Consider the following 26,069-nt stretch of genomic DNA (forward strand, 5'->3'; position numbering starts at 1 on the left):
TATGTACTCGATCTGATCCAACATCCTGGTCGGCCCAGAGGCCGCCATCGGGGGCAAGCCCCCTCCCACACAAATCAACAACGTATGCCAACATTGTGCACTTGGGCATTGGCATTCAATACATGCACTTTATTGGTGCGTCAGCCGAGCACCCGAATGGGCGCGCCGTTCGCCCAGGCCTGAATGTCTTCGATCATCTGTTGGTAGAACTGCCGGTAGTTTTGCTCGCTGACGTAACCGACGTGGGGCGTGGCCAGCACGTTGGGCAGGGAGCGGAAGGGATGCTCGAGGGGTAGTGGCTCCTGGCTATATACGTCCAGCGCCGCGCCGGCCAGGCGCCCATTGCTCAGCGCGTCCACCAGTGCCTGTTCATCCACAATCGGTCCACGCGCCGTGTTCACCAGGTGCGCGCCGGGCTTCATCCAGCCCAGTGCCTGCGCGTCGACCAGGCCGCGGCTGCGTTCGCTGAGGACCAGGTGGATGGTGAGAATGTCAGCCTGTTCGAACAGCTCGCGCTTGCTGACCCAGGTCACCCCCGACTCAGCGGCCCGTTGCGGGGTGAGGTTTTCGCTCCAGGCAATCACGCGCATGCCGAATACCTGGGCGAATTGCGCGACTTTCTGCCCGATGCTGCCCAGTCCCAGGATGCCCAGGGTCTTGCCATGCAGGTCGCCGCCCAGGCCGACCTGCCACCCGCCTGCGCGCAAAGAGTTGGCTTCGGCCAGCAGGTTGCGCGTCGAGGCCATGATCAGTGCCCAGGTCAGCTCCGGCGCAGCCTGCTTATAACTGTCGGTACCGCACACCTGGACCCCCAACGCCTTGGCGGCGCACAGGTCGATGGCGGCGTTGCGCATGCCACCGGTGACCAGCAACTTGAGCCTGGGCAGGCCCTGCAGCAAGGCCTGGTCGAACCGCGAACGTTCGCGCATAACGCAAATAACGTCGAACCCTTGCAGGCGCTCGACCATGGTCGCGGTGTCGGCGGGGTAGTCGTGGAGAAAGTGCACCTGGCCCAGGGGATCGAGTACCGACCAATCCACCACGCTACTGGCCACTTGCTGCCAATCATCAATCACGGCGATCTGTAGCGACATGCACGCGTATCCCAAAAAAGGTTAAAGGGCCTTCAAACCCTGCAACAGCGCGGTATGAAACTGCGCCGGTTCTTCCATCTGCGGCGCATGGCCCAGACCGGGAAACTCCACCAGGGTTGCATGGGGAATCAGCTTGGCCACCTGTTTGCCCAACACTTGATAATTGCCGATCCGCGCCTTGACCGCCGGCGGCGCCAGGTCCTTGCCGATGGCGGTGGTGTCGCTGGTGCCGATCAGCAGCAGGGTGGGCACTTGCACGTTCTTGAATTCGTAGTACACCGGCTGGGTGAAGATCATGTCGTAAATCAACGCCGAGTTCCAGGCCACCCGAGTGTGTCCCGGGCCCTGGTTCAGGCCGGCGAGCATGTCCACCCAGCGCTCGTATTCGGGCTTCCAGCGCCCGGCGTAATACGTGTCGCGCTCATATTTGCGCACCCCGTCGGCGCTCAGCTTCAGCTCGCGTTGATACCACTGGTCCACGCTCTGGTGGGGGACGCCCAGGGCCTTCCAGTCTTCCAGGCCGATGGGGTTGACCAGGGCGAGCTGCTCGGTCTGTGCCGGGTACATCAAGGCATAGCGCGTGGCCAGCATGCCGCCGGTGGAGTGACCGAGCAGCGTGGCCTTCTGGATCCCGAGCTTTTCCAGCAACTGGTGAGTGTTGAGCGCCAGTTGCTGGAAGCTGTATTGATAATGCTCGGGCTTGCTGGAGGTGCAAAAGCCGATCTGGTCCGGCGCGATCACGCGGTAACCGGCGTCGCTCAAGGCCTTGATCGATGCCTCCCAGGTGGCGCCGCAGAAGTTCTTGCCGTGCATCAGCACCACGCTGCGCCCGTTGGCTTTGCCTTTGGCCGGAACATCCATATAGCCCATTTGCAGGCTGTTACCCTGGGACTCGAAGTGGAAGCGCTCAACCGGGTAGGGGTATTGGAAACCCTCGAGTTCAGGGCCGTAGGTGGCGGCAAATACTGGAGCGGCGCTGGCCGTGAGCAGGCCGGCGACGCACAGGTCACGGATCAAAGGCATGGTCATAAGCTCCGGGAAAGGTGTTTCGGATGCTGTTTGGGCAAGATTAACGGGGGATTAACAACCAGTGCAGGGTGATGGCAGCCAGCACGGCGTAGCGCAGCGCCTTGGCCACGGTCACCAGCAGCAGGAACCGCCACAGCGGTTCGCGCATGACACCGGCCACCAGGGTCAACGGGTCGCCAATGATCGGCACCCAACTGAGCAGCAGGGTCCAATGTCCCCAGCGCGCGTAATGGCTGCGCGCCTTGTCCAGTTGCCGTTCACTGAGCGGAAACCAGCGCCGCCCCTGGAAGCGCTCCGCCGAACGCCCCAGCAGCCAGTTGACCAGCGAACCCAACACATTGCCCAGCGTGGCGATGCCCAACAGCAGCCACACACTGTAATGCCCACTGAGCAACAGGCCGACGAGCACGGCTTCCGACTGCAAGGGCAACAACGTCGCCGCGCCAAAGGCGGCCAAGAACAGCCCCAGGTACGCCGTCAACATGGCGCAGGGGCTCGTTGCACAGGGGATTTCATGGTGGGTCTCGGAAAAAGGCGCGGCATTGGACCGGAAGGCTGTTCAGTTAAGCGCATATCGCCCTCTGTAGGAGCGAGCTTGCTGGCGAAAAACGTCAACGATAACGCGTGCTTCCTGATTGAACGCGGCGCCTGTGAGTTTTTCGCGAGCAAGCTCGCTCCTACAAAAAGCATTGGGTCGGGCATTTTCCCTGAAACGGGTCAGTTAAGCGAGAGAACGGTCAACCGCTGAAGGTTTCCAGGCGCTGCTTGAGACGGTCCAGCGCAACGCCCGAGCGTTCGATCATGCGTTCATGCAAGGTCGCCAGTTGCAGTTCGGTCTCATAGGTCAAGACGCGCTTGAACAGCGTGCCGCCCGGTTGCGCGTGCAGGACATAATGAAGGCAGCCGTCGACCGCCAGCGAGGTGAACACGGTCTTGAACTCGTTGGGGCGCCGGGCGACTTGCACGCGGTAACTCATGGGGACGCGGATGCCCAGCAGGTCGATGATTTCGGTAAACCGCGTGCCGACCGGCAGTGAGCCGCGGGTGCCGGTGTCGGCGCTGAGGGAGGAGGGGTGCCATTCGTGCCAGCGGTCGGGCTGGGTCACATAGTCGTAGACCGTCTCGAGCGGGGCCCGGATAAACCGTTCCTGGCTGATTCGCTCCAAGCGCACCGGCTGCTCGGTCGTGGGCATGACACACCTCCTGTGTGGCGAGTGTTAAACCAGAAGTTGTCAGAATAGTCCGACTCCCGCGCTCTGCACGGGAGTATTACGGCCTGGATCAGCGCACTTTGAAGCGTCCCATCAAGGCAATCACCCGGCCATTGGCCTCCAGCAGGCTTTGGGTATTGGTTTCGGTGGCGTGACCGCTTTGTACCAGCTCTTCAACCATCTGTCGGATCTGCACCATGCTGCGGTTGATCTCTTCGGTCACTGCGCTCTGTTGCTCGGCGGCCGTCGCGATCTGGGTGCTGAGGTTGTTGATATGACTGACTGAGCCGGCCATCTCGTCGAGCCCGGTGTTCACCCGCGCCGTGGCATCCGCTGCCGACTGGCAACTGGCCTGGGTGTTTTCCATGGCGGCCACCGACGAACTGACGCCGGTGGTCAAGCGCGCCAGCATCTCGTTGATCTGCGAGGTGCTGGCCTGGGTGCGTGCGGCCAGGGCGCGCACCTCATCGGCCACCACCGCAAACCCGCGCCCTTGTTCGCCGGCCCGCGCCGCTTCGATCGCGGCGTTGAGCGCCAGCAGGTTGGTCTGGCCGGCGATGGCACCGATCACGCCGAGGGTTTCGGTGATGCGTGCGGCATCCTGGCGCATATTCTCGACGGTGTGGGTCGCGCTGGCCACTTCACCGATCAGGGCGCTGACGCTGGTGGACGCTTCGCCCACCACCACCCGTGACCGGTCGGCGTGTTCATTGGCGCGTTGGGTGAAGGCCGCCGTTTCTGCGGCATTTTGCGCGACGGTGTCGGCGGTGGAGCTCATTTCGGTGATGGCGGTCACCGTCTGGTCCGTCTCCGAGGCGTGGCGCAACAGGATCTGGTTGGTGTGCGCCGAGGTGTGCTGCAACTGCTCAAGGCCCGAGGCCATGGCGCCGGTGGCCTGGGTCACTTCGCCGATCATGTTTTGCAGATAGACGATAAAGTGGTTCACCGAGTGACCGATGGCGCCGAGTTCGTCTTCGGCGCGGATGGTGATGCGCCGCGTGAGGTCGGCATCACCGGCCGACAGTGCGTCGATATTGCCCTTGAGCGCTTTCATGCGCTGGACCAGTTGGCGAATCGCATACGCCGCCAGCAGTACCAGCAGGATCACCATCGGTACTTGCAACAGGGCCAGGGTGCCGAGCACATCATTGCGCTGGGCGGTGATCAACGAAGTGGGCAGGGCGGTCGCCAGGAACCACGGCGTCCCCTCGATCGGGCGCATGTAGAAGGTGCTGGCCACGCCCTGGTTGTCGAACTCGGCGCGTTGCAGGGCCTGGTCGCGATGGGCGAGGGCGGTGCTGACCTGGGCGGCGAACGCCGACGTGCCGGTCAGCTCGCTGATATTCTTCAGCACGATCGGGCCGCTGATACGCGAGCTGTTGCTGATGATCTTGCCGTCGCCTTCGACGATCAGCATCTGCCCGCCGATGTCTTTTTCCTTGCTGGCCACCAGGTCATTGAAGAAACCCAGGGTCACGTCGATGGTCGCCACGCCATAGGCGGCACCGTCACGCTGGATCGCCATGGCGCAGTTGGTGCGTGGCTCCTGGCTGGCGTCGTCCTTATAGGCCGCGGCCCAGGCGCATTGGCCACGGGGCGAGGCGAGGCCGCCCTTGTACCAGCTCTGGTCGTAATAGTTGGGTGCGGGGTCACTGTTCCAGAAGGTGTTGACCGCCAGCTTGCCCGAGGCGTCACGGTGCCAGAACGTGCTGTGTTTGTTACGGCCGGGGGTGCGCTGGTTGGGCAGCGGCCAGATACCGCCGCCGAACACTTTCAGCTCGCCGTACTGGTCAACCAGGCCCGGCAGGACCTTGTCGATGGCATCGCTGTCAAGCAAAGGGATCGTTTGGGTGATGGTGCGTTGCTGGGCCTGAACCTTGTTCAGTTCGCCCTGGATCTGTTCGGCCACTTCGGCGACGCGATTGAGCACCACCTGTTCTTCGGTGTCTTGCAGCTTGGGCGCGACCAACTGGCCGATACCCACGACGGTCAACACCAATAACACCAGGACGAACAACACCAGAAACAGGGTATAGCGGGCTTGGATGGAGCGCAGTGGGGGCATGGGGCCGTCCTTACGAAGCGTTATTGTCGACGCGGCTTTATTAGAGCTTCGTAGGGCTATCGGCTTGCATCGCAACAGCTTTAGGTACGTGCGTGCAAGAAAGTGCCGGCGCCGTCGGGCGCCGCCGCCAGGTCAGATCTCCAGCATCGCCATGACCGTTGACGAGTGCGCATGGTGAAGCGCGTATTCACCCGGATCGTGGAGTTGGGCGGTTTCGCCAGGGCGGCGGACAGCCTGCAACTGCCGCGCGCTTCGGTGACGATCCTGATCAAGCAACTGGAGGCGCACCTTGGCGTGCAGCTGCTGGCGCTGCGCGCGCAACCGGGCAATGGGTTGCGGCGTTAACTCTGCGCCCGGCGGTAGGCCCCCGGTTGTTGCCCGATGACTTTATGAAACGCCCGGGTAAACGCCGCCACCGACTGATAACCCACCGCCAGCGAGACATCCGCCACGGTCTGGTCCGTCTTGAACAACTGGCACGCGTGGCGCATGCGCATCATCAACAGCACCTGGCCCGGCGACTGTCCGCACAGCTCATTGAAACGTTTGAAAAACGCCGAGCGTGACAGCCCGGTGCAGGCGGCCATGCTTTCCAGCGTCCAGTTCTCTGCCGGACGTGCGATCAACTGTTCCAGCAAACGGGCAAATGCCGGTTGCCGACCGAGTGCCGCCAGGCCGCCCAATTCAGTGTTATCGAGCACGTGTTGACGCAGCACATACAGAAACAGCAGATGGCACAGGCGTTCGAGCAAGGCCTGGGAGGGCGCCGGCAGGCGTTCGCATTCCTGCAGGATCAGTGCGAACAGATTGCGCGCAGCGGTCAACGACGGGTCGCCGGCGCGCAGGATGATCCAGGCGGGCAGGCTGTCGACAATCATCGCCGACAGCCCGGACTGGAAATGAAAGAAGCCGCAGACCAGGCCCACGCCATCGGTGGCATTGCTATCGAGGGGCAGCATCGGAAGGCGCGGGCATTCTTGCGCGCCGGTGGCGGTGTCCGCGCCGGACAGCCGATATTGGAGGTCGCGCAGCAGGAACACGGCATCGCCATTGTTCAGGTGTTGCGTCGGCTGGCCGTCGATATGCAGCCAGCACTCGCCTTGCACGATCAGATGAAAACTCGCCCGGGCCAGGCCATGGGTGCTCGCGTGCCAGTCGCCGCAATAGCGACCGACGTGAAACAGGCTGGTGTTGAGCTCGAGGCTGTCTAATAACCAATCGACAAGTGCACTGGACGAATTCATCTAACGAAAAGACTCTGGAGCAAGTAATCGCTACTTTAGCCTATTGAGGGCTTTTTTTATAACCAACAGACTGGGGTCATTCACTCATCAGGAGACCACTCCATGTCCCGTGTACCGCTGCTTACCCCTGAAACCGCGCCGGAGGCCGCCAAGCCTTTCCTGGAAAATGCGCTCAAAGGCTCGGGGTTCATTCCCAACCTGCTGGCCGTGCTGGCCAATGCGCCGGCGGCACTGGAAACCTATATCACCGTGTCCGGCCTGAATGCCAAGTCGACCCTGAGCCTGGCGGAGCGTGAAGTGGTGCAATTGATCGCCGCCACCAGCCACGGCTGCGATTTTTGCGTGGCCGGGCACACCGCCGTGGCACGTAACAAAGCCAAGCTGCCCGAAGACGTCATCGAGGCGCTGCGCCAGCGCGGTGAATTGCCCGAGCCCCGCTATGAGACACTCGCCGCGTTCACCCGTGAAGTGATTGCCACCCGCGGCGATGTCAGCGATGCCGGCTATGACGCGTTCCGCGCCGCCGGCTATACCGACGGGCAGGCGCTGGAAGTGATTCTGGGGGTCAGCCTGGCGACATTGTGCAATTTTGCCAACGTGTTCGCGCGTACGCCGTTGAACCCGGAGCTGGCGCAATACCGCTGGGAAAAACCGGCCAGTTGAATCGGTGCTGATCCACCTGTTGTCATCAAGGAGAAAGACCCATGCTTGACCCGATCTTGAGCCGTTGGCTCGATGTTCAAGCGCAGGCCCTGGACGTGGGCAGTTGCGATCCACAGGAAGTGCTGCCGCGGCTGGCCGAGGCCAATGTGTTGCGAGTCGGCGTGCCCAAAGCCCTCGGCGGCCTGGGCGGCGACGTGGCGGGGGCGGTGGAAGCCATCGCCAATATTGCCAGCCATTCCCTGGCGGCGGCGTTCGTCTGCTGGGGCCAGCGCTCCTTTATCGAATACCTGCTGCAAAGCCCCAATGCACGGCTGCGCGAGCAACTGCTGCCAGACCTGCTCAGCGGCAAGCTGGCCGGTGCCACGGGGCTTTCGAATGCGATGAAGTTTCTGTCCGGCATCGAGACGCTGCAGATCAGCGCCGAGCCCACTGAACATGGCTGGACCCTCAACGGCCGTCTGCATTGGGTGACCAACCTGCGCAAGAACGGCTTCGTCGCCGCTGCGGCCATCGAACACGCCGGTGGCGGCGCGCCGTTTATCCTGGCGATCCCGGATTCAGTGGCCGGCTTGCAGCGCTCCCGCGACCTGGAGTTGCTCGGGTTGCAGTCCAGCAATACCGCCGCCCTGGGACTTGAAGGCGTGAAACTGAGCCGCGACTGGCTGCTGCACGAAGACGCGCGTCAGTTCCTGCCCGCCGTGCGACCGGCGTTCCTGGGCTTGCAATGCGGCCTTTCGATAGGTCTGGCGCGGCGTTCCCTGGCGGAGGTGGCGCATCACTTGGGCGCTTCGCGCACGGTGTTACGTGAAGAGCTCGAAGCGCTGCGGTTGACCCTCGATCACCTGGTCACTGAACTCAAGAACGGTTTGCTGGCCGGGCGGTTTGCCGCCGAACCGGTGCCGTTGTTCAAGCTGCGCATTGCCCTGGCGGAAACCGCCGCCAGCGCCGTACAGCTGGAGTTGCAGGCCAGCGGCGGCAAGGCTTACCTCACCGCCCATGGCAGCGGCTTTGCCCGGCGCTGGCGCGAATCGGCGTTTGTGCCGATTGTCACGCCGAGCCTGGTGCAACTGCGCACCGAATTGCAACGCCAGGCCAACCTATGAGCGCGACGGTAATGACGGCCCGGGATGTGTGCCTGGGGTATGCCGGCGGCCCGGTATTGCAAGGCTTCGACCTGCAGCTGCAGCCCGGTGAAGTGGTGTCGATCCTCGGCCCGAGCGGGGTGGGCAAGTCCAGCCTGTTGCGGGTGCTGGCCGGTTTGCAGGCACCCCAGGGCGGTAGCGTACGCGTGCTGGGTGAGCCTTTGAACGGCCCGCACCCACGGGTGGCCGTGGCGTTTCAGGACCCCAGCCTGCTGCCCTGGCTGAACCTGGAAAAGAATGTCGCCTTCGGCCTGGATTTCGCCCGCCAACCGCATTTGAGCAGCGACGAACGCCGCCAGCGTGTCGACCACGCGATTGCCGCGGTCGGCCTGGAGCACGCCCGTCACCAGTTCCCCGCGCAGTTGTCCGGCGGCATGGCCCAGCGCACCGCATTGGCCCGCTGCCTGGCCCGCCAGCCGCAGGTATTGCTGCTGGACGAGCCCTTCGGCGCACTGGATGAAGTGACCCGCGCGGACATGCAGCACCTGTTGCTCAAGGTCAATCGCGAACAGGGCTCGGCGGCGGTGTTGATCACCCACGACATCGATGAGGCCTTGCTGTTGTCCGACCGTATCCTGCTGCTGGGTAACCGCCCGGCACGCACCCTGGGCGAATGGCGAATCGATCTGCCGCAACCGCGTGAGGAACAGGTCGAAGCTATCGGCGCGCTGCGCATCGACATTCTTAAAACCTTACGGCAGGCGAGCCGTCCTCAACCCAATCCCCTTGAATTGCTGGAGCCTAACCATGTGTCTGGATGACCTGACCCACTCGCGCCGCGACTTTCTCAAACTGTCTGCGGTGCTCAGCGCCGCCGGCGCCTTGCCGTTGCTTAGCAGCCTGCAGGCGCGCGCCGCCAGCGAGCCTGACGCGCCGGTACGCATCGGTTATCTGCCGATCACCGACGCCACGCCGCTGTTGGTCGCCCACAATAACGGGCTGTTCGAAGCCGAGGGTATCCAGGCCGAACGTCCGGTGCTGCTGCGCAGTTGGGCCCAGGTGATCGAAGCGTTTATCTCGGGCCAGGTCAACGTGATTCACCTGTTGTCGCCCATGACCGTATGGGCGCGCTATGGCAGCAAGGTGCCGGCCAAGGTGGTGGCGTGGAACCATGTGGGCGGTTCGGGCCTGACCGTGGCGCCGGGCATCACTGACGTGAAGCAACTGGGCGGCAAGTCGGTGGCGATTCCGTTCTGGTATTCGATTCATAACGTGGTGGTGCAGCAGTTGTTCCGCGACAACGGGCTGACCCCGGTGTCACGTGCGGCGGGCGGCGCGATCGGCGCCAATGAAGTCAACCTGATCGTGCTGCCGCCGTCGGACATGCCGCCGGCATTGGCCAGCAAGCGCATCGACGGTTATATCGTCGCCGAGCCGTTCAACGCCCTGGCGGAGAACCTCAAGGTCGGTCGCGTGCAGCGTTTCACCGGCGACGTCTGGCGCAACCATGCCTGCTGCGTGGTGTTCATGCACGAGCATGACCTGACCCAGCGCCCGGAGTGGTCGCAGAAAGTGGTGAACGCCATCGTCAAGGCCCAGGTCTGGACCCGCGACAACCTCGAAGAAGCGGTGAAGCTGTTGTCCAAGGATGGCCCGAACCGCTACACGCCGCATGCCGAACCGGTGTTGAGCAAAGTGCTGGCGCCTGCCGCCGCCGACCGCGCCGGGTACCTGGCCGATGGTGCGATCCGTCACGCCAACTGGGACGAGCACCGCATCGACTTCCAGCCTTACCCATTCCCCAGCTACACCGAGGAACTGGTGCGCCGCCTGAAAGACACCCTGATCGAGGGCGACAAGAAATTTCTCGCTGAGCTGGACCCGGCCTTCGTCGCCAGGGACCTGGTGGATGACCGTTTCGTGCGCAACGCCATCGAAGCCGTCGGCGGCATGAAGACCTTCGGCTTGCCCGAGGGTTATGCGCGCAACGAGGAGATTGGCGTGTGAGCAGCGGCAAAACCGTAGCGTGGCCGGGCTGGTTGCTCGGCTTGGGTGGCTTGGCGGGTTTGCTGGTGCTCTGGTGGCTGGGCGTCAAGGTATTTGGCGATGCCGATGGATTGTCTTCGCGCTTTTCCCTGGCGGCCACGTTCAGCAGCCTGTGGGAACTGTTGGGGCGCGGCGAGTTGTACCTGCATATTGCCGTGAGCCTTAAACGCATTTTTATCGGCTTGTTTCTGGCCTTGCTGGTGGGCGTGCCGCTGGGGCTGCTGGTGGGCAGTTCGCGCAACCTGGAGGCGGCGACCACCCCGGCGTTCCAGTTTTTGCGCATGATCTCGCCGCTGTCCTGGATGCCCATCGTGGTGATGCTGATGGGGGTGGGCGACCAGCCGATTTACTTCCTGCTGGCGTTCGCTGCGGTGTGGCCGATCATGCTCAACACCGCGGCCGGCGTGCGTCATCTCGACCCGCGCTGGCTGCAGTTGAGCAAGAGCCTGAGCGCCACGCGTTGGGAGACGTTGCGGCGGGTGGTCATTCCCGGCGTGGTAGGGCATGTGCTGACGGGCGTGCGCCTGGCCATCGGCATTCTGTGGATTGTGCTGGTGCCGTGCGAAATGCTGGGGGTCAGTGCGGGGCTGGGCTATTACATCCTCGATACCCGTGATCGGCTGGCATATTCGGAGTTGATGGCGATGGTGCTGCTGATCGGGCTGCTGGGGTTCGCACTGGATGCGTTGGCGCGGTGGCTGCATCAGCGCTGGGTACACGCTGACTGAGGTTCGAGCCGTTGCCGGCATGCTGTGCAGGAAACGGCTCGACGGTTTGCCTGGTCACTCGGGCGTGAAAATTTGCAGGTCTCCCGTCATGTCATTGTGGGTTTTCAGCTCGCCGTTCGGGCCCGGTCGCACGTCTGTGGCTTTCGTGCCGTAGCTTCCCCTCATACCGGCTCTCTCATAGATACCAATGCCAATGCCGCCGGTGGCTTCGGCCAGGCCACGTACACCCTGGGTGGTGTTGATGTGCTGACGACCCACCAGGGCAATCACCTTGCCCTTGTGCGTGTGCCTCAGCAGCTCATGGGCGGCGTAGAAGTTCATTTCCTTGAGCCGTTGTAGATTCCGATCGGCGCTGCTCTGGGCCTTATAGGCATCACGCTCATGTCGATGGCGGGTCAGATAGAAGTGATCCAGAGGCACCACTTCAATGCCGTTGGCCTTGAACGTGTCGATCAGTGTGCGCAAATTCAAATCAGGCTCGTAAGGGCGTTGTTTGTAGCCCGTGACGCCCATCCCATCGTCCTTGAGCCGCATTTTGTTGTCATACACCATGCCCTCCATCCCGATAACCTTGACGTTTTTTCGTTTAAATACGGGGATCAGTTCGATGAGCACACGAAATGAAGCCAGACTGAGATGGTTCTCGCCGAAGGCCACGATATCCGCCATGTCCAGGGACTTTTCGACCAGGTCGGCGATCGGTTCAATGGCTTTTACGTCGGGCAGTCCAGGGCGTGGCAGTTGAGGCCCCGCCAGGCTTTTGTTCATCTCCAGTTCGTAGCGCTCCCGGGTAGGGCCCCTGCGGGTCGGCGAGAAATGCGCTTCGGTGGGCGCGCCTTTGATGAAGTCGAGATACTTTATGTGCGGCGGCGGTAGATGATCGGTTTTACGCGTAATCTGTACCGCCGGGCCAGGCACTTTGCTTGCTGGAAGCGTCGCCGGGTCCGGCTTCCTGTAGGGATGAACCCGTTCTGACTTGTGCGCGTTGAGACGTGCCCTTGCGGCGCTGAAATCGGGTGATGGCGGCATCAGTGTATGGACCGGATCGAAGGCCACCAACGGCGCACCGTAGGGGCGTTGGGTGCTCGCATCAAATGCGTACCACTGGCCATCGTGCTGTATCGCATTGACGTTCACGGCGCGATTACGCACGTTCAAGCTGCCCGTCGCGGCTGCGTCAAAGCGTCTGCTGGCGGTGTTCAGTTCGTCGAGCGCCACCGTCCCCTTGAGGCTGCGCAGCCCGCTTTTCACCGCGCCGGCGGCCTCGAAGGCAACTTTACCGGCTCCGATCAGTATTTCGTCCGCGCCATTGAACGGATTGAACTCCTTGACCATGGGCACAACCATGATCTTCGTGACCTTGAGCGCCTTGGTCGCGACCGATGCCGTCGTCTTCAGCACTTTCGCCGCTTTTGCGGCAGCCCCCATCCCGGCAGTGAGAAAGCCGAAGCCATCAAAGGCGAGGTCGTCGATGGCGTCGCTGTATTCGCCCTTATTGAAGTTCACAATGGCCGAGCGCAGGGGAATCAGATCGAGAAACCCATCACGCAAGGTGACCAATCGATCGTTGGCGCGCTCAGAGGACGTGACGCCCTCAGCGGCTTTACGGATGGCTGGGTTGTCCAGGTACAGTGCCTTGACGATCGACTCGGCGAGTTCGTGGGTACGGGGATTGATGAACATGTACGGTGCCGATGCGGTGCCGGATCGCTCGCCATCGAGTGGGTCGCGCTTGACGCTGTCCAGGTCGACCCCCTTCAGCAGCGCGCCGCCCCCCAGGTAGTGGACGAACGTCTTCATCCCTTCAACGGTCTTTTCTCGATTGATATCAGGGAAAAACTCTTCCTCTTTGGTTATTTCGTTCGAGAAGTGCTCCGGCGCGCGGGGTATTTTCCGGCTGCCAAGGTTATGGATAACGCCTTTTTCCGTATCGAACGCATAGTTGGAGGTCTTTGCGCCATTTTCTGCGGTGACCAGGATCCTGGGGCTGGTGTGGAATAGAGTCGGCCCCATGAAAGGCACTGGGCTGGTCTTGTAACTTTTCTCCAGGTAATAGGTGATTTTTCCGAAGCTGAGATTCTTCTTGTCTTCAGGCGGCAGATTGTTGAGAGCGTTGATCACGCTCAAGTGTTTGATTTTTTTAAAGTTGGCGATCGCTTCGGAAAACGCCGCGTCGAAGGCCTTTTTGATATTGAATTGTGGTCGATGGGTGAAGGCGACGAAGGCAGCGAGGTCAACGCTGTGGGTGCCTTTTGCGATACTCCAGCGGTCGTCCATGACGATCTGCTCCATCACGATTTCGCGCATGGAGTACGGTTTGCTTGGCTTTGGCGTTACGGTGCTGGAGAGTCTTGAAAATATTTTCTCATCGAAGTCAACGTCCTTTCCGAACTCGCCGATGAGCAGACCCATTGCCATCGCTGCACGATCCGGCATGACCGTGTCCATCAAGGCACTGCCTTCCTTGAGTTTTTCCCGCTGGTTGTTGAAGGCTGCCTGCACCCGATCAAGCTCATCCTGGCTGTACAGTGCGTCGCCTTTTGCTTCAAGAATATTGTTGCTGACGCCCCAGTCCACCAACGCCGCTGTTTGTATGGAGGCCGGAGCGGGCGGCAGTGCGCAGGCCTTTATCATCACCTCGGCGTAGGTCATGTTGGCCGCGCTACTGCCAATGGCGTCGACTGCCAGGCAAAGGTCCCGCCAGGCCTGGGTGCCCTGGCGAACTTCATCGGGGATATCCCTGACCAGGTATTGCGGGTGGGTGCGCATCAACAGCAGATGAACGGCTGTCTTTGCCAGTGCGGGTGATGCCCGTCCCTGGTCGATCAAGCACTGACGCAGGCCTTCGGTGACCCTCGACAGAGGTTGTCCCCAATGGCTTTCTTGGGCCAGATCGAACCCGGCTAGCCGGTTGCGTTGGGGCGACGTAATGGATTCCGGATCCAGCGTCAGATGCAGCGCGGCCAGTGTGTAGTCATTGATGCTGGAGTCGGTAGCGATGCCGTTCAGTCTGGTTTGCATGGCCAGGCCCAGCGCCCGGCCCTCAGGGGAGCTGACCAGGCTTTCCAGCGCCTTGACCGGATCCTCCAGGGCATCGGGGGAAAGGGGCCGGCTGCTGTTCAGATAGGCCAGTACGTTGCGTTGCGCCCCTGCCTGCGATGATTGCGTGCCGGCGTTGGCATGCGCGATTGCAGCCGTTCGCAGCGTTTGTTGCTGACTGATATCCAGTGGGATCGGCCAGGACAAACCTCCGCCGAAATTGCCGAACGGATGTTGACGTGCCTTTAACGCTGCCGCCTCTGCCAGGGACTGCAACTCGCTTCTGGTCCTGGGCAGTGGCAAGCCATTCTCGATGATGAAGGCTTCCACGGTGGCTGGTTTTCCGGGCGCGAGGATGTAGGCCTGATACTGGGACGATTCTGGCGCTATGTTCATCGGCGCGTTTTTCAGCGCGGCGGAGACCTGTCGCGCGGGCGCCTGCTCGGACAGGCAGTGATAGGCCTGGTTCAGTTGCTGCGCCAGGTACTGCCAGTTTCCTCGATTCGCCAATTGCCGATCCAGTGCCTGGCGACCGTCCACTTTGCTCAAGCGATCCTGCAGCGATTGAGTACGCGCCCATAGCGCATTGGTCCCGTCGAAATGCAGGCTCAGGTCGGCGGCCTGCTGCAGGCCGGCCATCACTGGCGGCGCGCGCCATGGATCATCGAGTTGCACGCTGTTTTCGGGTTCATACAGCGCTTGCAACTGGTTAGTCAGATTGTGCTGATGAAGCTGCAGCAATTGCGGCACGCCGGTGGCGATGACGTCGGTTGTGACTGGCGTGAGCTGTCTGCTCAGGTTCTTGCTCCAATCGCCGTCGAGGCTGCGCTGGAGCGTCAATGGCAGTGTCTGTTTCAACTGCTCTGCCGCCTCCGGATCGGAGCGCAGACGCTGGCCGAGCGTATCAAACGCTTCACCCGGGCTGTCGAACGTTTCATACCCGTCGCGCGGGGTGTACAGCACCGTCAGGCCTCGTTGTTCGGCGGGCGTCAAGGTCCTGTCCGTTTCCGGTTTGTCGTAAGGACGTGCCGCTGATGACCCGTCGCGGCGGGTGATCATGAATGCGCCGGCCAACAGTGTTCCGGCGGGCATTGGCAGATTGACCCTCAGCGGATAAACCCCCGGCCGCTCGCCATCGCGCATGGCGCTTTCTCGATCCGCCAGCGTCGGGTACTCAAAGGCTTTGTCGATCAGGGTCTTGGCGGCCGGGCTCAGTGTGCCGTCTTCGACTCTCAAGGCGGCCAGTGTCGACAACATCTCTCGATGGGTATTCAGCAATTGGTCCTGGGGTGACTCGGGGTTGACCGCGCCCGGGCGCGGCTGCGTCCAGAACCGTGTAAAGCTCGCAGGCAGGTCGTTCTCGATGGCCTGGGCGATGGCCAGCAGCGAGCTGCCGGCGCTTAGCTGCCGGTGACTTTCGCTGGGTTCAACCGTGCTGTAAAAGCCGACTTCTGCAGCGCCCGGGAGTGTCGGTGACAGCGGTTCAACCGAGTTGTTGAGATTTCGCAGCGCATCGAACAAGGCTTCGGTGATGCTTCGCGCCGAGACCAGCGTGCGCTGTCCCTGCTCGTCGGTGTGATAGCGATGCACATACAGTGATGAAGCGTCCACAGGAGGGGTGGCCCCGAAGCTGCGGGCGAGTTGTTGCTCGATAACGTTATTGAGCGTTGGCTGGCATCGCAACAGCGCCTGGATATCCTGATTGAGTGACTGGTATTGGTTGAGCAACAGGCGTTGATCGGTTATTTGCAGGCCACTGAGCAGGTCCGAGCGAATCGCGCTGACGGGTGCGATCCCTTGCACGGAAGGAAGCGTCAATGCTGGCACCTGCTGTGGCGCAAGCTGCGGCAGAGGTGGCGGGGTGGTTTCCAGGGAGGAGGTGTCCCGGCGTATACGGAGGTTGGCGAGGCCTGAAATCAATTGTGTAATCCAAGTGACGTTGGCCCAAGTTTCCCTATGTTGTTTGGCGAATGATTCTTCCTTGTTGGGCTTCGTATGGTTGGGGCTGTCGCGTAGGTACGTTCCGTACAGGAGGGGCGAATATCGTGTATCCGCAGGTGTACGGGCAATGGGGTCAAACGCCGGCAGGCGTAGGACGAGCCAAAATTTTTCATCGCCTGTAACATGAGCCTCGGCCGGCCTCAGTCCGTCCCCGCCACCGGGTAGCTTCCCGGCATGCGCAGCGACACAACGTGCATACATTCTTCAGGTTCAGGAACTCGTCATGACCCAAAAGCAACGCTTGAAATATTCGATTCTGATTGCCCTGGCCGTGCTGGCCTCGATGTTCGGCCTGTCTTACCTGCAGAACATCGGCGTGATCAGCGAGAAAACCTTCCAGTACCTGGCCATTGCGATTGCCGTTGTCGTTGTGGTGATCAACGGCATCATGCGGCGCAAGGTCAAGCCTCACTTCTGATGAGCGCGTGATTCAGACGCGCCCATTGAGCACTTTGGCAGCCTCTTCGTGGAGGCTGTAGCTCTTGTCGGCATTGAGGGTGATCACGCCCTCGCTGCACAGGCGCTTGAGCACCTCGCGCACGCTGAGAAACGACAACGGGATGCCCAGTTCCAGCAAATGGCTGTGCACACCGCGCACGCCAAGGGTGCGCTGGTTGCCGGCAGCGGTGATCAAGGCGTCGATGACCTTCAGCCGAATCAGGCTGGTGCGCAGACCGAAACACTTGAGCAAATGGCGTATGCGCTGGTTGCCCTGCTGTTCGGGCGTTTTGTCAAACCCTTGCGAGCCGTTGCCGAAACCGGCCTCGTTGGTTGATGAATGTCCATCCGTGGGCACTTGTGGGTTGTACATGCAAAACTCCTTATCAGAGCCTTATCAGGAAAATGATGGTGCTCTTATTCAATAAGACGAACGAACGAGCAAAATCATGAAGTGCAAGCTGTAGAAAATTTGTCGGTATCAGGTTTGTCACAGTGTGCACGCCGGGAATAAACCTGCCGCGCGGCTAAATTATTGCCGGCGGGTTGCGTCCTAACGGTGGGGTAGTTGCCCCTATCGAGGGTGTTCAATTGACTGTGGAGTCGGCGTGATTATTTCCAATGGGTTGTCCAGGATAGGCATGGCAGGGATGTTGCTGGGGTTGAGCCTGGCGGCATCGGCGCGCGAGCAGGTAGTGCAGGCGTCGGCGGAGATTCGGCGTACCACTTATGGCGTGCCGCATATCCGCGCCAACGACGAACGGGGTCTGGGTTTCGGCATCGGCTACGCGTATGCCCAGGACAATCTGTGCCTGCTGGCCAATGAAATCGTTACGGTGAATGGCCAGCGTGCCCGATTCTTCGGCCCCGAGCAGGCCACCCTGGAAGAGCGCAACAACCTCGCCAGCGACGTGTTCTTTACCTGGCTGAACACGCCGAATGCGGTCGAGGCATTCTGGAGCGCGCAAACGCCGCAGATCCGCCAGCGTATCGAAGGCTATGTCGCAGGCTTCAATCGTTATCTGAAAGAGCAGGGCGCACCGGCGCAGTGTCAGGCGGCGTGGGTGCGTCCGCTGGTCAAGGAAGACCTGGTCAAGCTGACCCGCCGGCTGCTGGTGGAAGGGGGCGTCGGGCAGTTCGCCGAAGCCTTGGTTGGCGCGACACCTCCCCAGGCCACGGCCGCCGCGCAGCCCGACGCCAAGGCATTCGAACTGGCCGCTGCCCATCAACAGCGTTTCACCCTTGACCGGGGCAGCAACGCCGTGGCCGTCGGCCGGGATCGCTCCTTCAATGGGCGTGGAATGTTGCTGGCCAACCCGCATTTCCCGTGGGTGGGCGGCATGCGTTTTTACCAGATGCACCTGACCATTCCCGGCCAGCTGGATGTAATGGGCGCGGCGCTGCCCGGCCTGCCGGTGGTGAATATCGGCTTCAACCAGCACGTGGCGTGGACGCACACGGTGGACACTTCCAAGCATTTCACCCTGTATCGCCTGACCCTCGACCCCAAGGATTCCACCCGCTACCTGCTCGATGGCAAGTCCTTGCCCCTGGATAAAGCCACGCTGACCGTGCAGGCCAAACAGGCTGATGGCAGCCTCAAGGATGTCACCCATACGGTCTACAGTTCGCAGTTCGGCCCCGTGGTGCAATGGCCCGGCAAGCTGGACTGGGACAACCACTATGCATACAGCCTGCGCGACGCAAACCTCGGCAACGACCGGGTGCTGCAACAGTGGTACGCGATGAACCGCGCCGACAGCCTCCAGGCGCTGCAAACCTCGGTGCATACCCTGCAAGGCATCCCGTGGGTCAATACCCTGGCCGCCGATGACCAGGGCCAGAGCCTGTACATGAACCTGTCGGTGGTGCCCAACGTCAGCGCCGCCAAGCTTGCGCAATGCAGCGACCCGCGGGCCGGCCTGCAAATGATCATGCTCGACGGCAGCCGCAGCGCCTGCGCCTGGGACATCGACCCTCGCGCCGCGCAAGCGGGCATCTTCCCGGCTGCCCAATTGCCGCAGCTGCAACGCAGCGACTACGTGCAGCACTCCAACGATTCGGCCTGGATGGCCAACCCCAAGGCGCCGCTCACCGGCTTCTCCCCGGTGATCAGCCAGGACAACATCGGCCTGGGGCCCCGTGCACGTTTTGCCCTGCAACGCCTGCAATCCCTGGAGAAACAACCGATTACCGTCAGCGCCCTGCAAAGCATGGTCATGGACAACGAGGTGTACCTGGCGGGGCAAGTCATGCCCGACCTGTTGGCGTTCTGCGCCAAGCACCTGGGCAACGATGCCGCCGCGCTTGAGTCACTGTGCACCAGCCTGAAAACCTGGGACCAGCGCGCCAACCTCGACAGCGGCCTGGGCCTGGTGCACTTCATCAACCTGGTGGAACACCTGCAGCAGATTCCCGATGCCTGGCGCGTCGCTTTCGACCCGGCCCACCCGCTGACCACCCCGAGTGGCCTCGCCATCGACCGCGCACCCGTGGCCAAGGCCCTGCGCGAAGCCATGCTCGCTTCCAGCGCCGCCGTCGACAAACTCGGCGTGAAACGCTGGGGCGACCTCCAGGTCTCCGGGCAAACCCCCATGCATGGCGGCCCGCAGGAACTGGGCATCTACAACGCCATGCAAACCGTACCCCGTGCCGACGGCAAACGCGAAGTCGTCAGCGGCACCAGCTATCTGCAAATCGTCAGCTTCGACGACAAAGGCCCCCAGGCGGTAGGCGTACTGGCGTTCTCCGAATCCAGCAATCCTGACTCAAAATACGCTGTGGACCAGACCCAGGCCTTCTCCGAGAAACAGCTGCGCCCACTGCCTTTCACCGAAGCCCAGATCAAGGCCGACCCGCAGTACCAGGCGCAACGCATCCAGGAGTAGGGCGGCCACGCAACCCCTTGATGCCAATGCGAAATATTTTTGAAATCAAGGGGTTGCGGGCAAAAGCAAATAAGTACATAATGGCGCCCATCGAACGCAATGAAGCATTAAAAACTTTAATGTATTCAATGAGTTAGATGTGTTGGATCAGTTAGAGAGTAGAGGCGCGCTTCACAGAGCCCACTCAAGTTTGTATGCGGTGAATGCCGGCAACACAGGCATTGATCGTTTGAGGCCGAGTAGCAAAATGGTTATGCAGCGGATTGCAAATCCGCCTACGCCGGTTCGATTCCGACCTCGGCCTCCACTCTTGAAAACCCCGTAGATTAGCGTCTACGGGGTTTTTTATTGTTTGCGATTTATGGTTCCTTGATGATCGTTCCCACGCTCTGCGTGGGAATGCATCCCGTGACGCTCTGCGTCACCTGTCGGCGGGACGCGGAGCGTCCCAGGCGGCATTCCCACGCAGAGCGTGGGAACGATCAGACTGACACGCCGCCATCGGGGGCAAGCCCCCTCCCACATGGGATCACCATTCGTCTGCCACCCGGCACTCTGCCTGCCATGCCGTCTCTGAATATCAAGCGCGGATATCCCGAGCGTAGGAACGGAGAACCAGCATGCATATCAACGAAAATGCCCCGGGGAACCTGTCTCAACAGGATGTGACTCGCAATACCGATAACGAAACCGGTCACGACCCCAAGCGTGATGAGGACAATATTCCACTGCCGCCGGACGATGACGCGCCGCTGGAGGAGGATATGTCGGATGTGGATGCGGCCGATTCAGTGGCGAGTGAGCATCCGGATAACTAGTGATTGATTCAAGCTGATGAACCCGGCCTGGCGCCGGGTTTTTTTGCGGTGCAGAACGCCCGGGCCATCGTTTTTTCAAACCCAGAGTCCGTGGTTTTCGACGAATGACGTGTCTGGCTCAAGGGTTCCAGCCTTTAAACGGTTGTCACGGACGCCTCAGCCGACTACCCTGAAATTGTTTGTATTGTTACAAACAATTTCGGTGTGACTGTTTTCCGGTCACACGGCTTCAGGATGAGGAACGAAAAATGTTTGCACACGAAGGTACTGCGCTAGAGCTTTTAACCCTGGTTTTCGGCGTGACGGCTCTGCTTCTGGTGATCTGGTTTGTCCACCACCAATACGAACTCAGGGCGCGAAAGCGTGTAAAAAAACAACATGCTGATGGCGGTCAGCATTCAACGCAACACCGCTGATCAGCCCGATGCAGCGATGCGGCTGGTCTCAGCCAGCCGCTTCAGACCGATTGATTCGCTGCTCTTTGACTTCATGTGCGTAGGCTTCAAGACGTTTCTGCTGGACGGCCAGCAGCGCGCACACTTTGGTCAGCAGCGCCGCTTGATCGCCCGCCTTGCCGCTGGCCGCCAGGGCCTTCAGTTCAACCACCGACCAGCCGATCACGGCGCCGGCATCTTCAAGGTCGTAGAACAGTGCTTGTTGTGCGGTTCTGGGACCGCCGAGATCGTCTATCACAGCGTTCACCCTGTTTATCCGGGAAAAATTACAGGCAAAGAAAAGCCCGCGATGGGGGAGCGGGCTAAAAGGTGTTCATGTAGGAGCTGGGATAACCTTAGGCCTGCGTCTGTGAAAGCTTCGTGAAAGCCATGTCGTCAAAGTGTATTCCTCGATCCAGCCCCAGCTGTATGGGGCGATAACCTGCGCAACCCTCTACTGTCGCAGGACATCAACCCCCGCTTGGATGCCGCGCCATGTTCATGTCCACCAGCCTTCTGTCAGCCTTTGTGCTGTTCGCTTTCGTGTCTTCGATCACCCCCGGGCCCAACAACACCATGTTGCTGGCCTCCGGCGTGAATTTCGGCTTTCGCCGTTCGATGCCCCATGCGCTGGGTATCAGCATCGGGTTCATGGTGCTGGTGATTTGCGTGGGGCTGGGCCTGGGCGAAGTGTTCAAGCTGTTCCCCTGGGCGTACACGTTGCTTCGTTATGTCGGCGCCGCCTATCTGCTGTACCTGGCGTGGAAGATCGCCAACGCCGGCGGCATGGCGGACAGCGATGACGAACAGGGCAAGCCGATGACCTTTCTCGGCGCGGCGGCGTTCCAGTGGGTCAACCCCAAGGCGTGGATCATGGCACTGGGCGCGATCACCACCTACACGCCGGCCGAGGGTTACGTGACCAATGTGCTGGTGATTGCGCTGGTATTTGCCGTGGTCAACCTGCCAAGTGTGTGCGTGTGGGTCGGCTGCGGCAGCGGCTTGCGCAGTGTCTTGCGCGAGCCGCGTTGGTTGCGGGCATTCAACTGGACCATGGCGGGGTTGCTGGTGCTGTCGTTGTATCCGATGCTTTTTGTCGGGTGACAGCCCCACTAGACCGGCGAAATGGTCGCCAGCATGCCGATGCCGATGGTCAACACCAGAAAACCGAACAGGAAAATAGCCATCTTGGTCATTAAGGCCTCCAAAGGGAAGGGGGACGACAGGAATGTCGGATGGCGCCATTGTCCGCTTCGGGCGGTTTTCGATACAGAGGCAGATGGCGCGGAAAAAACCGTATCAGATGGCGCGCCAGCGCCTGGATCGCAGGTTTCAGGCGCCACAGGTTTTTGCTGATCAGCCGCCGGGAATGAGACAGCCACCGCGTTTGCCCCTAAGATAGCGCCCACTGCATCAACAATAAGAGTGGGCCAACCCTCGATGGAAAGACGCCAGTTCAGCGGTGGCATGAAGGGTAAGAACCTGCGCTACCTCAATGACAATCCCCAGCAGACGGCGGCGGTCACCCGTATCGGCTTCCTGCTGCTCGAACACTTCTCGCTGCCTGCCTTCACCCAGACCCTCGACACGCTCGTCACCGCCAACCTGCTGCGCCCCGAGCTGTTCGCGACGCGCACGTTCGGGTGGGACGAGCGCGAGATTATCAGTGACCTGGGCCTGGTCATCCGTCCCGATGCGCGCCTGGAACCTTCGGTGTTGCAGGATTTGGACCTGCTGGTGATCTGTGGTGGATTTCGCACCGAACTCAAGGCCAGTGAAGACTTCATCCATATCCTGCGCGCCGCCGCCGAACAGGGTGTCGGGCTTGCCGGCCTGTGGAACGGCTCATGGTTTCTCGGCCGCGCCGGGTTGTTGCAGGGCTATCGTTGCGCCATCCACCCGGAGCATCGTCCGGCGCTGGCGGAGGTGTGCAAGGCCGCGCAGGTCACCAGCGAGCCCTATGTGATCGACCGCGACCGCCTCACCGCTTCCAGCCCCTCGGGCGCCTTCCATATGGCCCTGGACTGGATCAAGAGCCTGCACGGCAAGGCGTTGGTCGAAGGCATCGAAGACATCCTCGCCTTCGAGGAGTCGCGCTACCGACGCATCAAACCGACCGAAAACGTCTGCGTCAGCGCACCGCTGCGCGAAGTGCTCAAGCTGATGGACGCCAACCTGGAAGAACCGCTTGAGCTCGACCAGCTCGCCGTCTACGCCGGTCGCTCGCGCCGCCAGTTGGAGCGCCTGTTCAAGGAACAACTGGGCACCACGCCGCAGCGCTACTACATGGAGTTGCGCGTGACCGAAGCGCGGCGCCTGTTGCAGCACACCGAGCTGTCGCAGGTGGACGTGCTGGTGGCCTGCGGTTTTGTGTCACCGAGTCACTTCAGCAAGTGCTACAGCTCGTATTTCGGCTATCGCCCCTCTAAAGAAAAGCGGCTGGTCAAATAGGCGCGAACAGGTGGCTTTATCAAAACCGCGCCATTCGATACGCCTGCACCCCAGGCACTGCTTCACCGCTTGCCAACTGAGCGATTTTTTCCGCCGTCACCGCCGCCTGGGTCAATCCCAGGTGCTGATGACCGAACGCAAGCAGCACCTTGCCGTCGCACACCCGGTCGATGATCGGCAGCGAGTCGGGCAGGGAGGGCCGAAAGCCCATCCATGGCGTGGCGTCGGCTGCGTTCAGCGGCTGGCGGAACAGGCCGTTGCTCAAGCGGTGCAACTGCCACGCTCGCTGCATATTGGCCGGACGTTCCAGGCCGGCGAATTCCACGGTGCCGGCCAGGCGCAGGCCGTCGGCCATGGGGGTCATGATGAATTTGCGCTCCAGTGAGGTGACGGCGAAGGGCAGGCGCTGGTGTTCGTGGGGCAGCATCAGGTGATAGCCGCGCTCGGTGTCCAGCGGCACGCGCTTGCCGGTGAGGGTGGCGGTGAGACGGGCCGAGTGGGCGCCGCAGGCGATCAGGACCTGGCGCGCGGTGACCACGCTGTGCTCCGTCATCAATGACACACCGTCATTTTCCACGCGGCCATCCACGACGCGCTGTTGCAGAAAGGTCACACCCAAGGCCCTGGCCGCGTTCACCAACTCGCCGACCACTGCGTACGGGTCGAGAAAATGCCCGGTGCGCGGAAAAAACAAACCGCCCTGTATCGCCTCGCTCAACTGCGGCGCCGCCGTGCGCACCGCCTGCGCCGACCAGAACGCCACCGGCACGCCTTGCTGCTGCATCCGTTGCTGCAAGGCATCCAGCGCCGCACGGGATTCGGCGCGCTCAAACACCAGCAGCGAACCGTCTTCGCGCAGCAACTGCGGGTGCCCGATGGAGCCCAACAAGCGCTGCCACGCGGCGAGGCTGGCTTCATTCAACGCGCGGAGGCCGGCGACAGTGCGCTGATAGCGTATCGGCCGCAGGTTCAACAGCAGGCGCATGAACCAGGGCAGGGCGCGGGGCAGGTAGGTCCAGTCCAGGCGCAGCGGGCTCATGGGGTCGAGCAGCATGGCCGGCAGGCGCTTGAGGATCGACAAGTCGGCGATGGGAAAGACCTGCTCGGTGGCCAGGTGCCCGGCATTGCCATAGGAGGCGCCCATGCCCGGCGCCTGCGCGTCGATCACCAGCACCTGCCGTCCTTGTCGCGCCAGTTGCAAGGCGCAGGCAACGCCGATGATGCCGGCGCCGACCACGACGATGTCGGCTGAGTGGGGATTGGCCATCGCTTATGCCTCTCTTCGGCTGTTGACCAGCAGATGACTCGCCACAGCAAGCCCGCGCCTACAGAAAATCAAGCGACGTTCTGCTCGGCCGACCAGTTGGCGTACCACTGGCGGAACAGCGCGTACTGCTGCTCGGCATAGCGGCGTTGAGCGGCGCTGAGCACATCGGTTTCGTTGAAGTGCAGGGCATAGCCCTGGTCACCGTTGAGCACCATCAAGTGCTTGTAATACAGCACCAGGTCGCAGCCTTCGTCGAACGAGGACAGCACCGCCAGCGCGGCTTCCAGCTCGCGGGCCTGGCGCCGGGCCTTGGCATCGCCCGTGGCGGCTTGCTTGCTCAGCGCCACCAGTTGCAGCACTTCACGGGGCAGCGCGTTGCCGATGCCGGTGATGGCGCCGGTGGCGTTGCAATTGACAAAGCCGTGCACCACCTGGGTATCGACACCCACCATCAGGGTCACGTCGTCGTCCTGGGAGGTAATGTTTTCCGCCGCATAGCGCAGGTCGGCGGCGCCGCCGAATTCCTTGAAGCCGATCAGGTTCGGGTGCTCGCGGCGCAGTTCGAAGAACAGCTCGGCGCGGGTGGCGAAACCGTAGTACGGGCTGTTGTAGATCACCGCCGGCAGGTTGGGCGCCGCCTTGAGGATCGCCGCGAAGTGGGCCTTTTGTGCGGTGGCCGAGGCGCCACGGGACAGCACGCGCGGAATCACCATCAAGCCATGCGCGCCGACCCTGGCCGCATGCGCCGCGTGAGACACGGCCTCACGGCTGTTGACCGCGCCGGTGCCGACGATGGTCGGTACGCCGGCGGCCACCAGGCGCGCCACGCCTTCCTGGCGCTCGGCTTCAGTGAGCAGCGGCCAATCGCCCATGGAACCGCAATACACCACGGCGCTCATGCCGATATCGATCAATTCGCGACCCTTGGCCACCAGGGCGTCGAAGTCCGGTTTGCGCGCGGGGGTGCACGGCGTCATCAGGGCGGGCATGCAACCGGTGAAGATGTTGTCGCTCATGGTGCTGACTCCTTGGTATTGAGTAGGGGGGAAGGGCTCAGATGCCCCAGGCAAACGGGTCCTGCTCGTCGATCAGCAAGATGCTGTCGGCGGTCATGTGGGCGCGGCCGGTGATGAACGGGCGTACGCGCTCGCCGTCCCATTCATAGCGGGCCTGGAATTGGCTGCCGGTGATGCTGGCCTGGACCCAGGACTCACCGGGGCCGAGTTTGCCGTCGGCCGCCAGGCAGGCGAGCTTGGCGCTGGTGCCGGTGCCGCAGGGGGAGCGGTCATAGGCCTTGCCGGGGCACATCACGAAGTTGCGGCTGTCGGCCTCGGTGTCGTCGGCGAACAGTTCGATGTGGTCGATCAGCGCGCCGTCTTCGCCGTAGATGCCCTGGGCTTCAAGGGCCTTGAGCATGGCCCAGGTGTAGTCGGTGAGGGCGTCGACGTTGCTCATCTGCAGCGCCTGGCCGTGGTCGGACACCAGGAAAAACCAATTGCCGCCCCAGGCGATATCACCCACCACCGCGCCGTGGCCGGGCACCTGCACTGAGACGTGCCGGCGATAGCGAT

General features: G+C 61.8%; 24 protein-coding genes, 1 tRNA gene and 1 pseudogene. 13 read left to right on the forward strand and 13 right to left on the reverse strand.

The window, feature by feature from the left end:
• Positions 1-140 precede the first annotated feature (140 nt).
• The 5 genes from BFP90_RS12750 to BFP90_RS12770 form a co-directional block, all read right to left on the reverse strand.
• Positions 141-1,094, reverse strand: coding sequence for a D-2-hydroxyacid dehydrogenase family protein (locus BFP90_RS12750; protein ID WP_065896869.1), 954 nt, complete (start codon positions 1,092-1,094; stop codon positions 141-143).
• Positions 1,095-1,115: 21 nt separating this feature from the next.
• Complete coding sequence (locus BFP90_RS12755) at positions 1,116-2,117, reverse strand: alpha/beta fold hydrolase (RefSeq protein ID WP_065896870.1); 1,002 nt, start codon at positions 2,115-2,117, stop codon at positions 1,116-1,118.
• Positions 2,118-2,163: 46 nt separating this feature from the next.
• On the reverse strand, positions 2,164-2,607 hold the full coding sequence (locus tag BFP90_RS12760; RefSeq protein ID WP_065896871.1) for a YqaA family protein: 444 nt from the start codon (positions 2,605-2,607) through the stop codon (positions 2,164-2,166).
• 253 nt (positions 2,608-2,860) lie between these two features.
• Positions 2,861-3,316, reverse strand: a complete 456-nt coding sequence (locus tag BFP90_RS12765) for an SRPBCC family protein (protein ID WP_065896872.1) — start codon at positions 3,314-3,316, stop codon at positions 2,861-2,863.
• An 88-nt stretch (positions 3,317-3,404) separates the two neighbouring features.
• The gene (locus BFP90_RS12770; protein ID WP_065896873.1) at positions 3,405-5,399 is read right to left on the reverse strand and encodes a methyl-accepting chemotaxis protein; all 1,995 of its coding nucleotides are present in this window, start codon (positions 5,397-5,399) and stop codon (positions 3,405-3,407) included.
• Between the two features lie 171 nt (positions 5,400-5,570).
• Between BFP90_RS12770 and BFP90_RS27400 the strand changes: the two are divergent.
• Positions 5,571-5,705: pseudogene (locus tag BFP90_RS27400) on the forward strand (LysR family transcriptional regulator); the annotation flags it as partial.
• 35 nt (positions 5,706-5,740) lie between these two features.
• Here the strand turns inward: BFP90_RS27400 and BFP90_RS12775 are convergent.
• Entirely contained in the window at positions 5,741-6,643 is a 903-nt protein-coding gene (locus tag BFP90_RS12775; protein WP_065893256.1) for an AraC family transcriptional regulator, read from the reverse strand.
• A 102-nt stretch (positions 6,644-6,745) separates the two neighbouring features.
• Here BFP90_RS12775 and BFP90_RS12780 point away from each other — a divergent pair, with 102 nt between their 5' ends.
• Genes BFP90_RS12780 through BFP90_RS12800 form a run of 5 tightly spaced genes read left to right on the forward strand, consistent with a single transcriptional unit; the run spans position 6,746 to position 11,162 of the window.
• The gene (locus BFP90_RS12780) at positions 6,746-7,306 is read left to right on the forward strand and encodes a carboxymuconolactone decarboxylase family protein (protein ID WP_065893257.1); all 561 of its coding nucleotides are present in this window, start codon (positions 6,746-6,748) and stop codon (positions 7,304-7,306) included.
• A 41-nt stretch (positions 7,307-7,347) separates the two neighbouring features.
• Positions 7,348-8,409 carry an acyl-CoA dehydrogenase family protein gene (locus tag BFP90_RS12785; protein WP_065896874.1) on the forward strand — a complete coding sequence of 354 codons (1,062 nt, stop codon included), beginning with the start codon at positions 7,348-7,350 and terminating at the stop codon, positions 8,407-8,409.
• Positions 8,406-9,209: an ABC transporter ATP-binding protein gene (locus BFP90_RS12790; protein ID WP_065896875.1), complete on the forward strand. Its 804-nt coding sequence runs from the start codon at positions 8,406-8,408 to the stop codon at positions 9,207-9,209. Before BFP90_RS12785 ends, BFP90_RS12790 begins: the two co-directional genes overlap by 4 nt.
• The gene (locus tag BFP90_RS12795; protein WP_065896876.1) at positions 9,196-10,395 is read left to right on the forward strand and encodes an ABC transporter substrate-binding protein; all 1,200 of its coding nucleotides are present in this window, start codon (positions 9,196-9,198) and stop codon (positions 10,393-10,395) included. Before BFP90_RS12790 ends, BFP90_RS12795 begins: the two co-directional genes overlap by 14 nt.
• Positions 10,392-11,162 carry an ABC transporter permease gene (locus BFP90_RS12800; RefSeq protein ID WP_065885573.1) on the forward strand — a complete coding sequence of 257 codons (771 nt, stop codon included), beginning with the start codon at positions 10,392-10,394 and terminating at the stop codon, positions 11,160-11,162. Before BFP90_RS12795 ends, BFP90_RS12800 begins: the two co-directional genes overlap by 4 nt.
• A gap of 54 nt (positions 11,163-11,216) precedes the next feature.
• Here BFP90_RS12800 and BFP90_RS12805 read toward each other — a convergent pair whose 3' ends face one another.
• Complete coding sequence (locus tag BFP90_RS12805) at positions 11,217-16,028, reverse strand: membrane-targeted effector domain-containing toxin (RefSeq protein ID WP_256097473.1); 4,812 nt, start codon at positions 16,026-16,028, stop codon at positions 11,217-11,219.
• 397 nt (positions 16,029-16,425) lie between these two features.
• Between BFP90_RS12805 and BFP90_RS12810 the strand changes: the two genes are divergently transcribed.
• A complete protein-coding gene (locus BFP90_RS12810; protein ID WP_005788056.1) occupies positions 16,426-16,620 on the forward strand; it encodes a hypothetical protein in 195 nt (64 codons plus the stop codon).
• A 12-nt stretch (positions 16,621-16,632) separates the two neighbouring features.
• Here the strand turns inward: BFP90_RS12810 and BFP90_RS12815 are convergent, their stop codons facing one another.
• Complete coding sequence (locus tag BFP90_RS12815; RefSeq protein WP_065896878.1) at positions 16,633-17,013, reverse strand: fe2+ zn2+ uptake regulation protein; 381 nt, start codon at positions 17,011-17,013, stop codon at positions 16,633-16,635.
• Positions 17,014-17,248: 235 nt separating this feature from the next.
• Between BFP90_RS12815 and BFP90_RS12820 the strand changes: the two genes are divergently transcribed.
• The 4 genes from BFP90_RS12820 to BFP90_RS28810 all read left to right on the forward strand — a co-directional run bounded on the left by BFP90_RS12820 (position 17,249) and on the right by BFP90_RS28810 (position 20,762).
• Positions 17,249-19,528 (forward strand): bifunctional acylase PvdQ, encoded by a 2,280-nt coding sequence (locus BFP90_RS12820; RefSeq protein ID WP_065896879.1) that lies wholly within the window; start codon positions 17,249-17,251, stop codon positions 19,526-19,528.
• Between the two features lie 233 nt (positions 19,529-19,761).
• Positions 19,762-19,835 (forward strand) — tRNA-Cys (locus tag BFP90_RS12825).
• A gap of 313 nt (positions 19,836-20,148) precedes the next feature.
• Complete coding sequence (locus tag BFP90_RS12830) at positions 20,149-20,346, forward strand: hypothetical protein (RefSeq protein ID WP_065885580.1); 198 nt, start codon at positions 20,149-20,151, stop codon at positions 20,344-20,346.
• 248 nt (positions 20,347-20,594) lie between these two features.
• A complete protein-coding gene (locus BFP90_RS28810; RefSeq protein ID WP_163001627.1) occupies positions 20,595-20,762 on the forward strand; it encodes a hypothetical protein in 168 nt (55 codons plus the stop codon).
• A 28-nt stretch (positions 20,763-20,790) separates the two neighbouring features.
• Here the strand turns inward: BFP90_RS28810 and BFP90_RS12835 are convergent, their stop codons facing one another.
• Positions 20,791-21,048, reverse strand: coding sequence for a hypothetical protein (locus tag BFP90_RS12835; protein WP_065893264.1), 258 nt, complete (start codon positions 21,046-21,048; stop codon positions 20,791-20,793).
• 227 nt (positions 21,049-21,275) lie between these two features.
• Here BFP90_RS12835 and BFP90_RS12840 point away from each other — a divergent pair, with 227 nt between their 5' ends.
• Positions 21,276-21,884, forward strand: coding sequence for a LysE family translocator (locus BFP90_RS12840; RefSeq protein WP_065885584.1), 609 nt, complete (start codon positions 21,276-21,278; stop codon positions 21,882-21,884).
• A gap of 8 nt (positions 21,885-21,892) precedes the next feature.
• Here the strand turns inward: BFP90_RS12840 and BFP90_RS28305 are convergent, their stop codons facing one another.
• Positions 21,893-22,249, reverse strand: a complete 357-nt coding sequence (locus BFP90_RS28305) for a hypothetical protein (protein WP_141688958.1) — start codon at positions 22,247-22,249, stop codon at positions 21,893-21,895.
• On the opposite strand from BFP90_RS28305, the gene BFP90_RS12845 reads away from it, so the two are divergent.
• Positions 22,248-23,231, forward strand: a complete 984-nt coding sequence (locus BFP90_RS12845; protein WP_065885586.1) for a GlxA family transcriptional regulator — start codon at positions 22,248-22,250, stop codon at positions 23,229-23,231. The genes BFP90_RS28305 and BFP90_RS12845 overlap by 2 nt on opposite strands.
• Before the next feature lie 19 nt (positions 23,232-23,250).
• On the opposite strand, the gene BFP90_RS12850 is transcribed toward BFP90_RS12845, so the two are convergent.
• The 3 genes from BFP90_RS12850 to BFP90_RS12860 all read right to left on the reverse strand — a co-directional run.
• Positions 23,251-24,498: an NAD(P)/FAD-dependent oxidoreductase gene (locus BFP90_RS12850; RefSeq protein ID WP_065896880.1), complete on the reverse strand. Its 1,248-nt coding sequence runs from the start codon at positions 24,496-24,498 to the stop codon at positions 23,251-23,253.
• Positions 24,499-24,566: 68 nt separating this feature from the next.
• Positions 24,567-25,514: a dihydrodipicolinate synthase family protein gene (locus tag BFP90_RS12855; protein ID WP_065896881.1), complete on the reverse strand. Its 948-nt coding sequence runs from the start codon at positions 25,512-25,514 to the stop codon at positions 24,567-24,569.
• Positions 25,515-25,551: 37 nt separating this feature from the next.
• On the reverse strand, positions 25,552-26,069 hold a 518-nt coding region (locus BFP90_RS12860; protein WP_176718039.1), incomplete at its 5' end, for a proline racemase family protein.

It is taken from the genome of Pseudomonas sp. 24 E 13, assembly GCF_900004715.1.
GTDB classification, from domain to species: domain Bacteria; phylum Pseudomonadota; class Gammaproteobacteria; order Pseudomonadales; family Pseudomonadaceae; genus Aquipseudomonas; species Aquipseudomonas orientalis_A.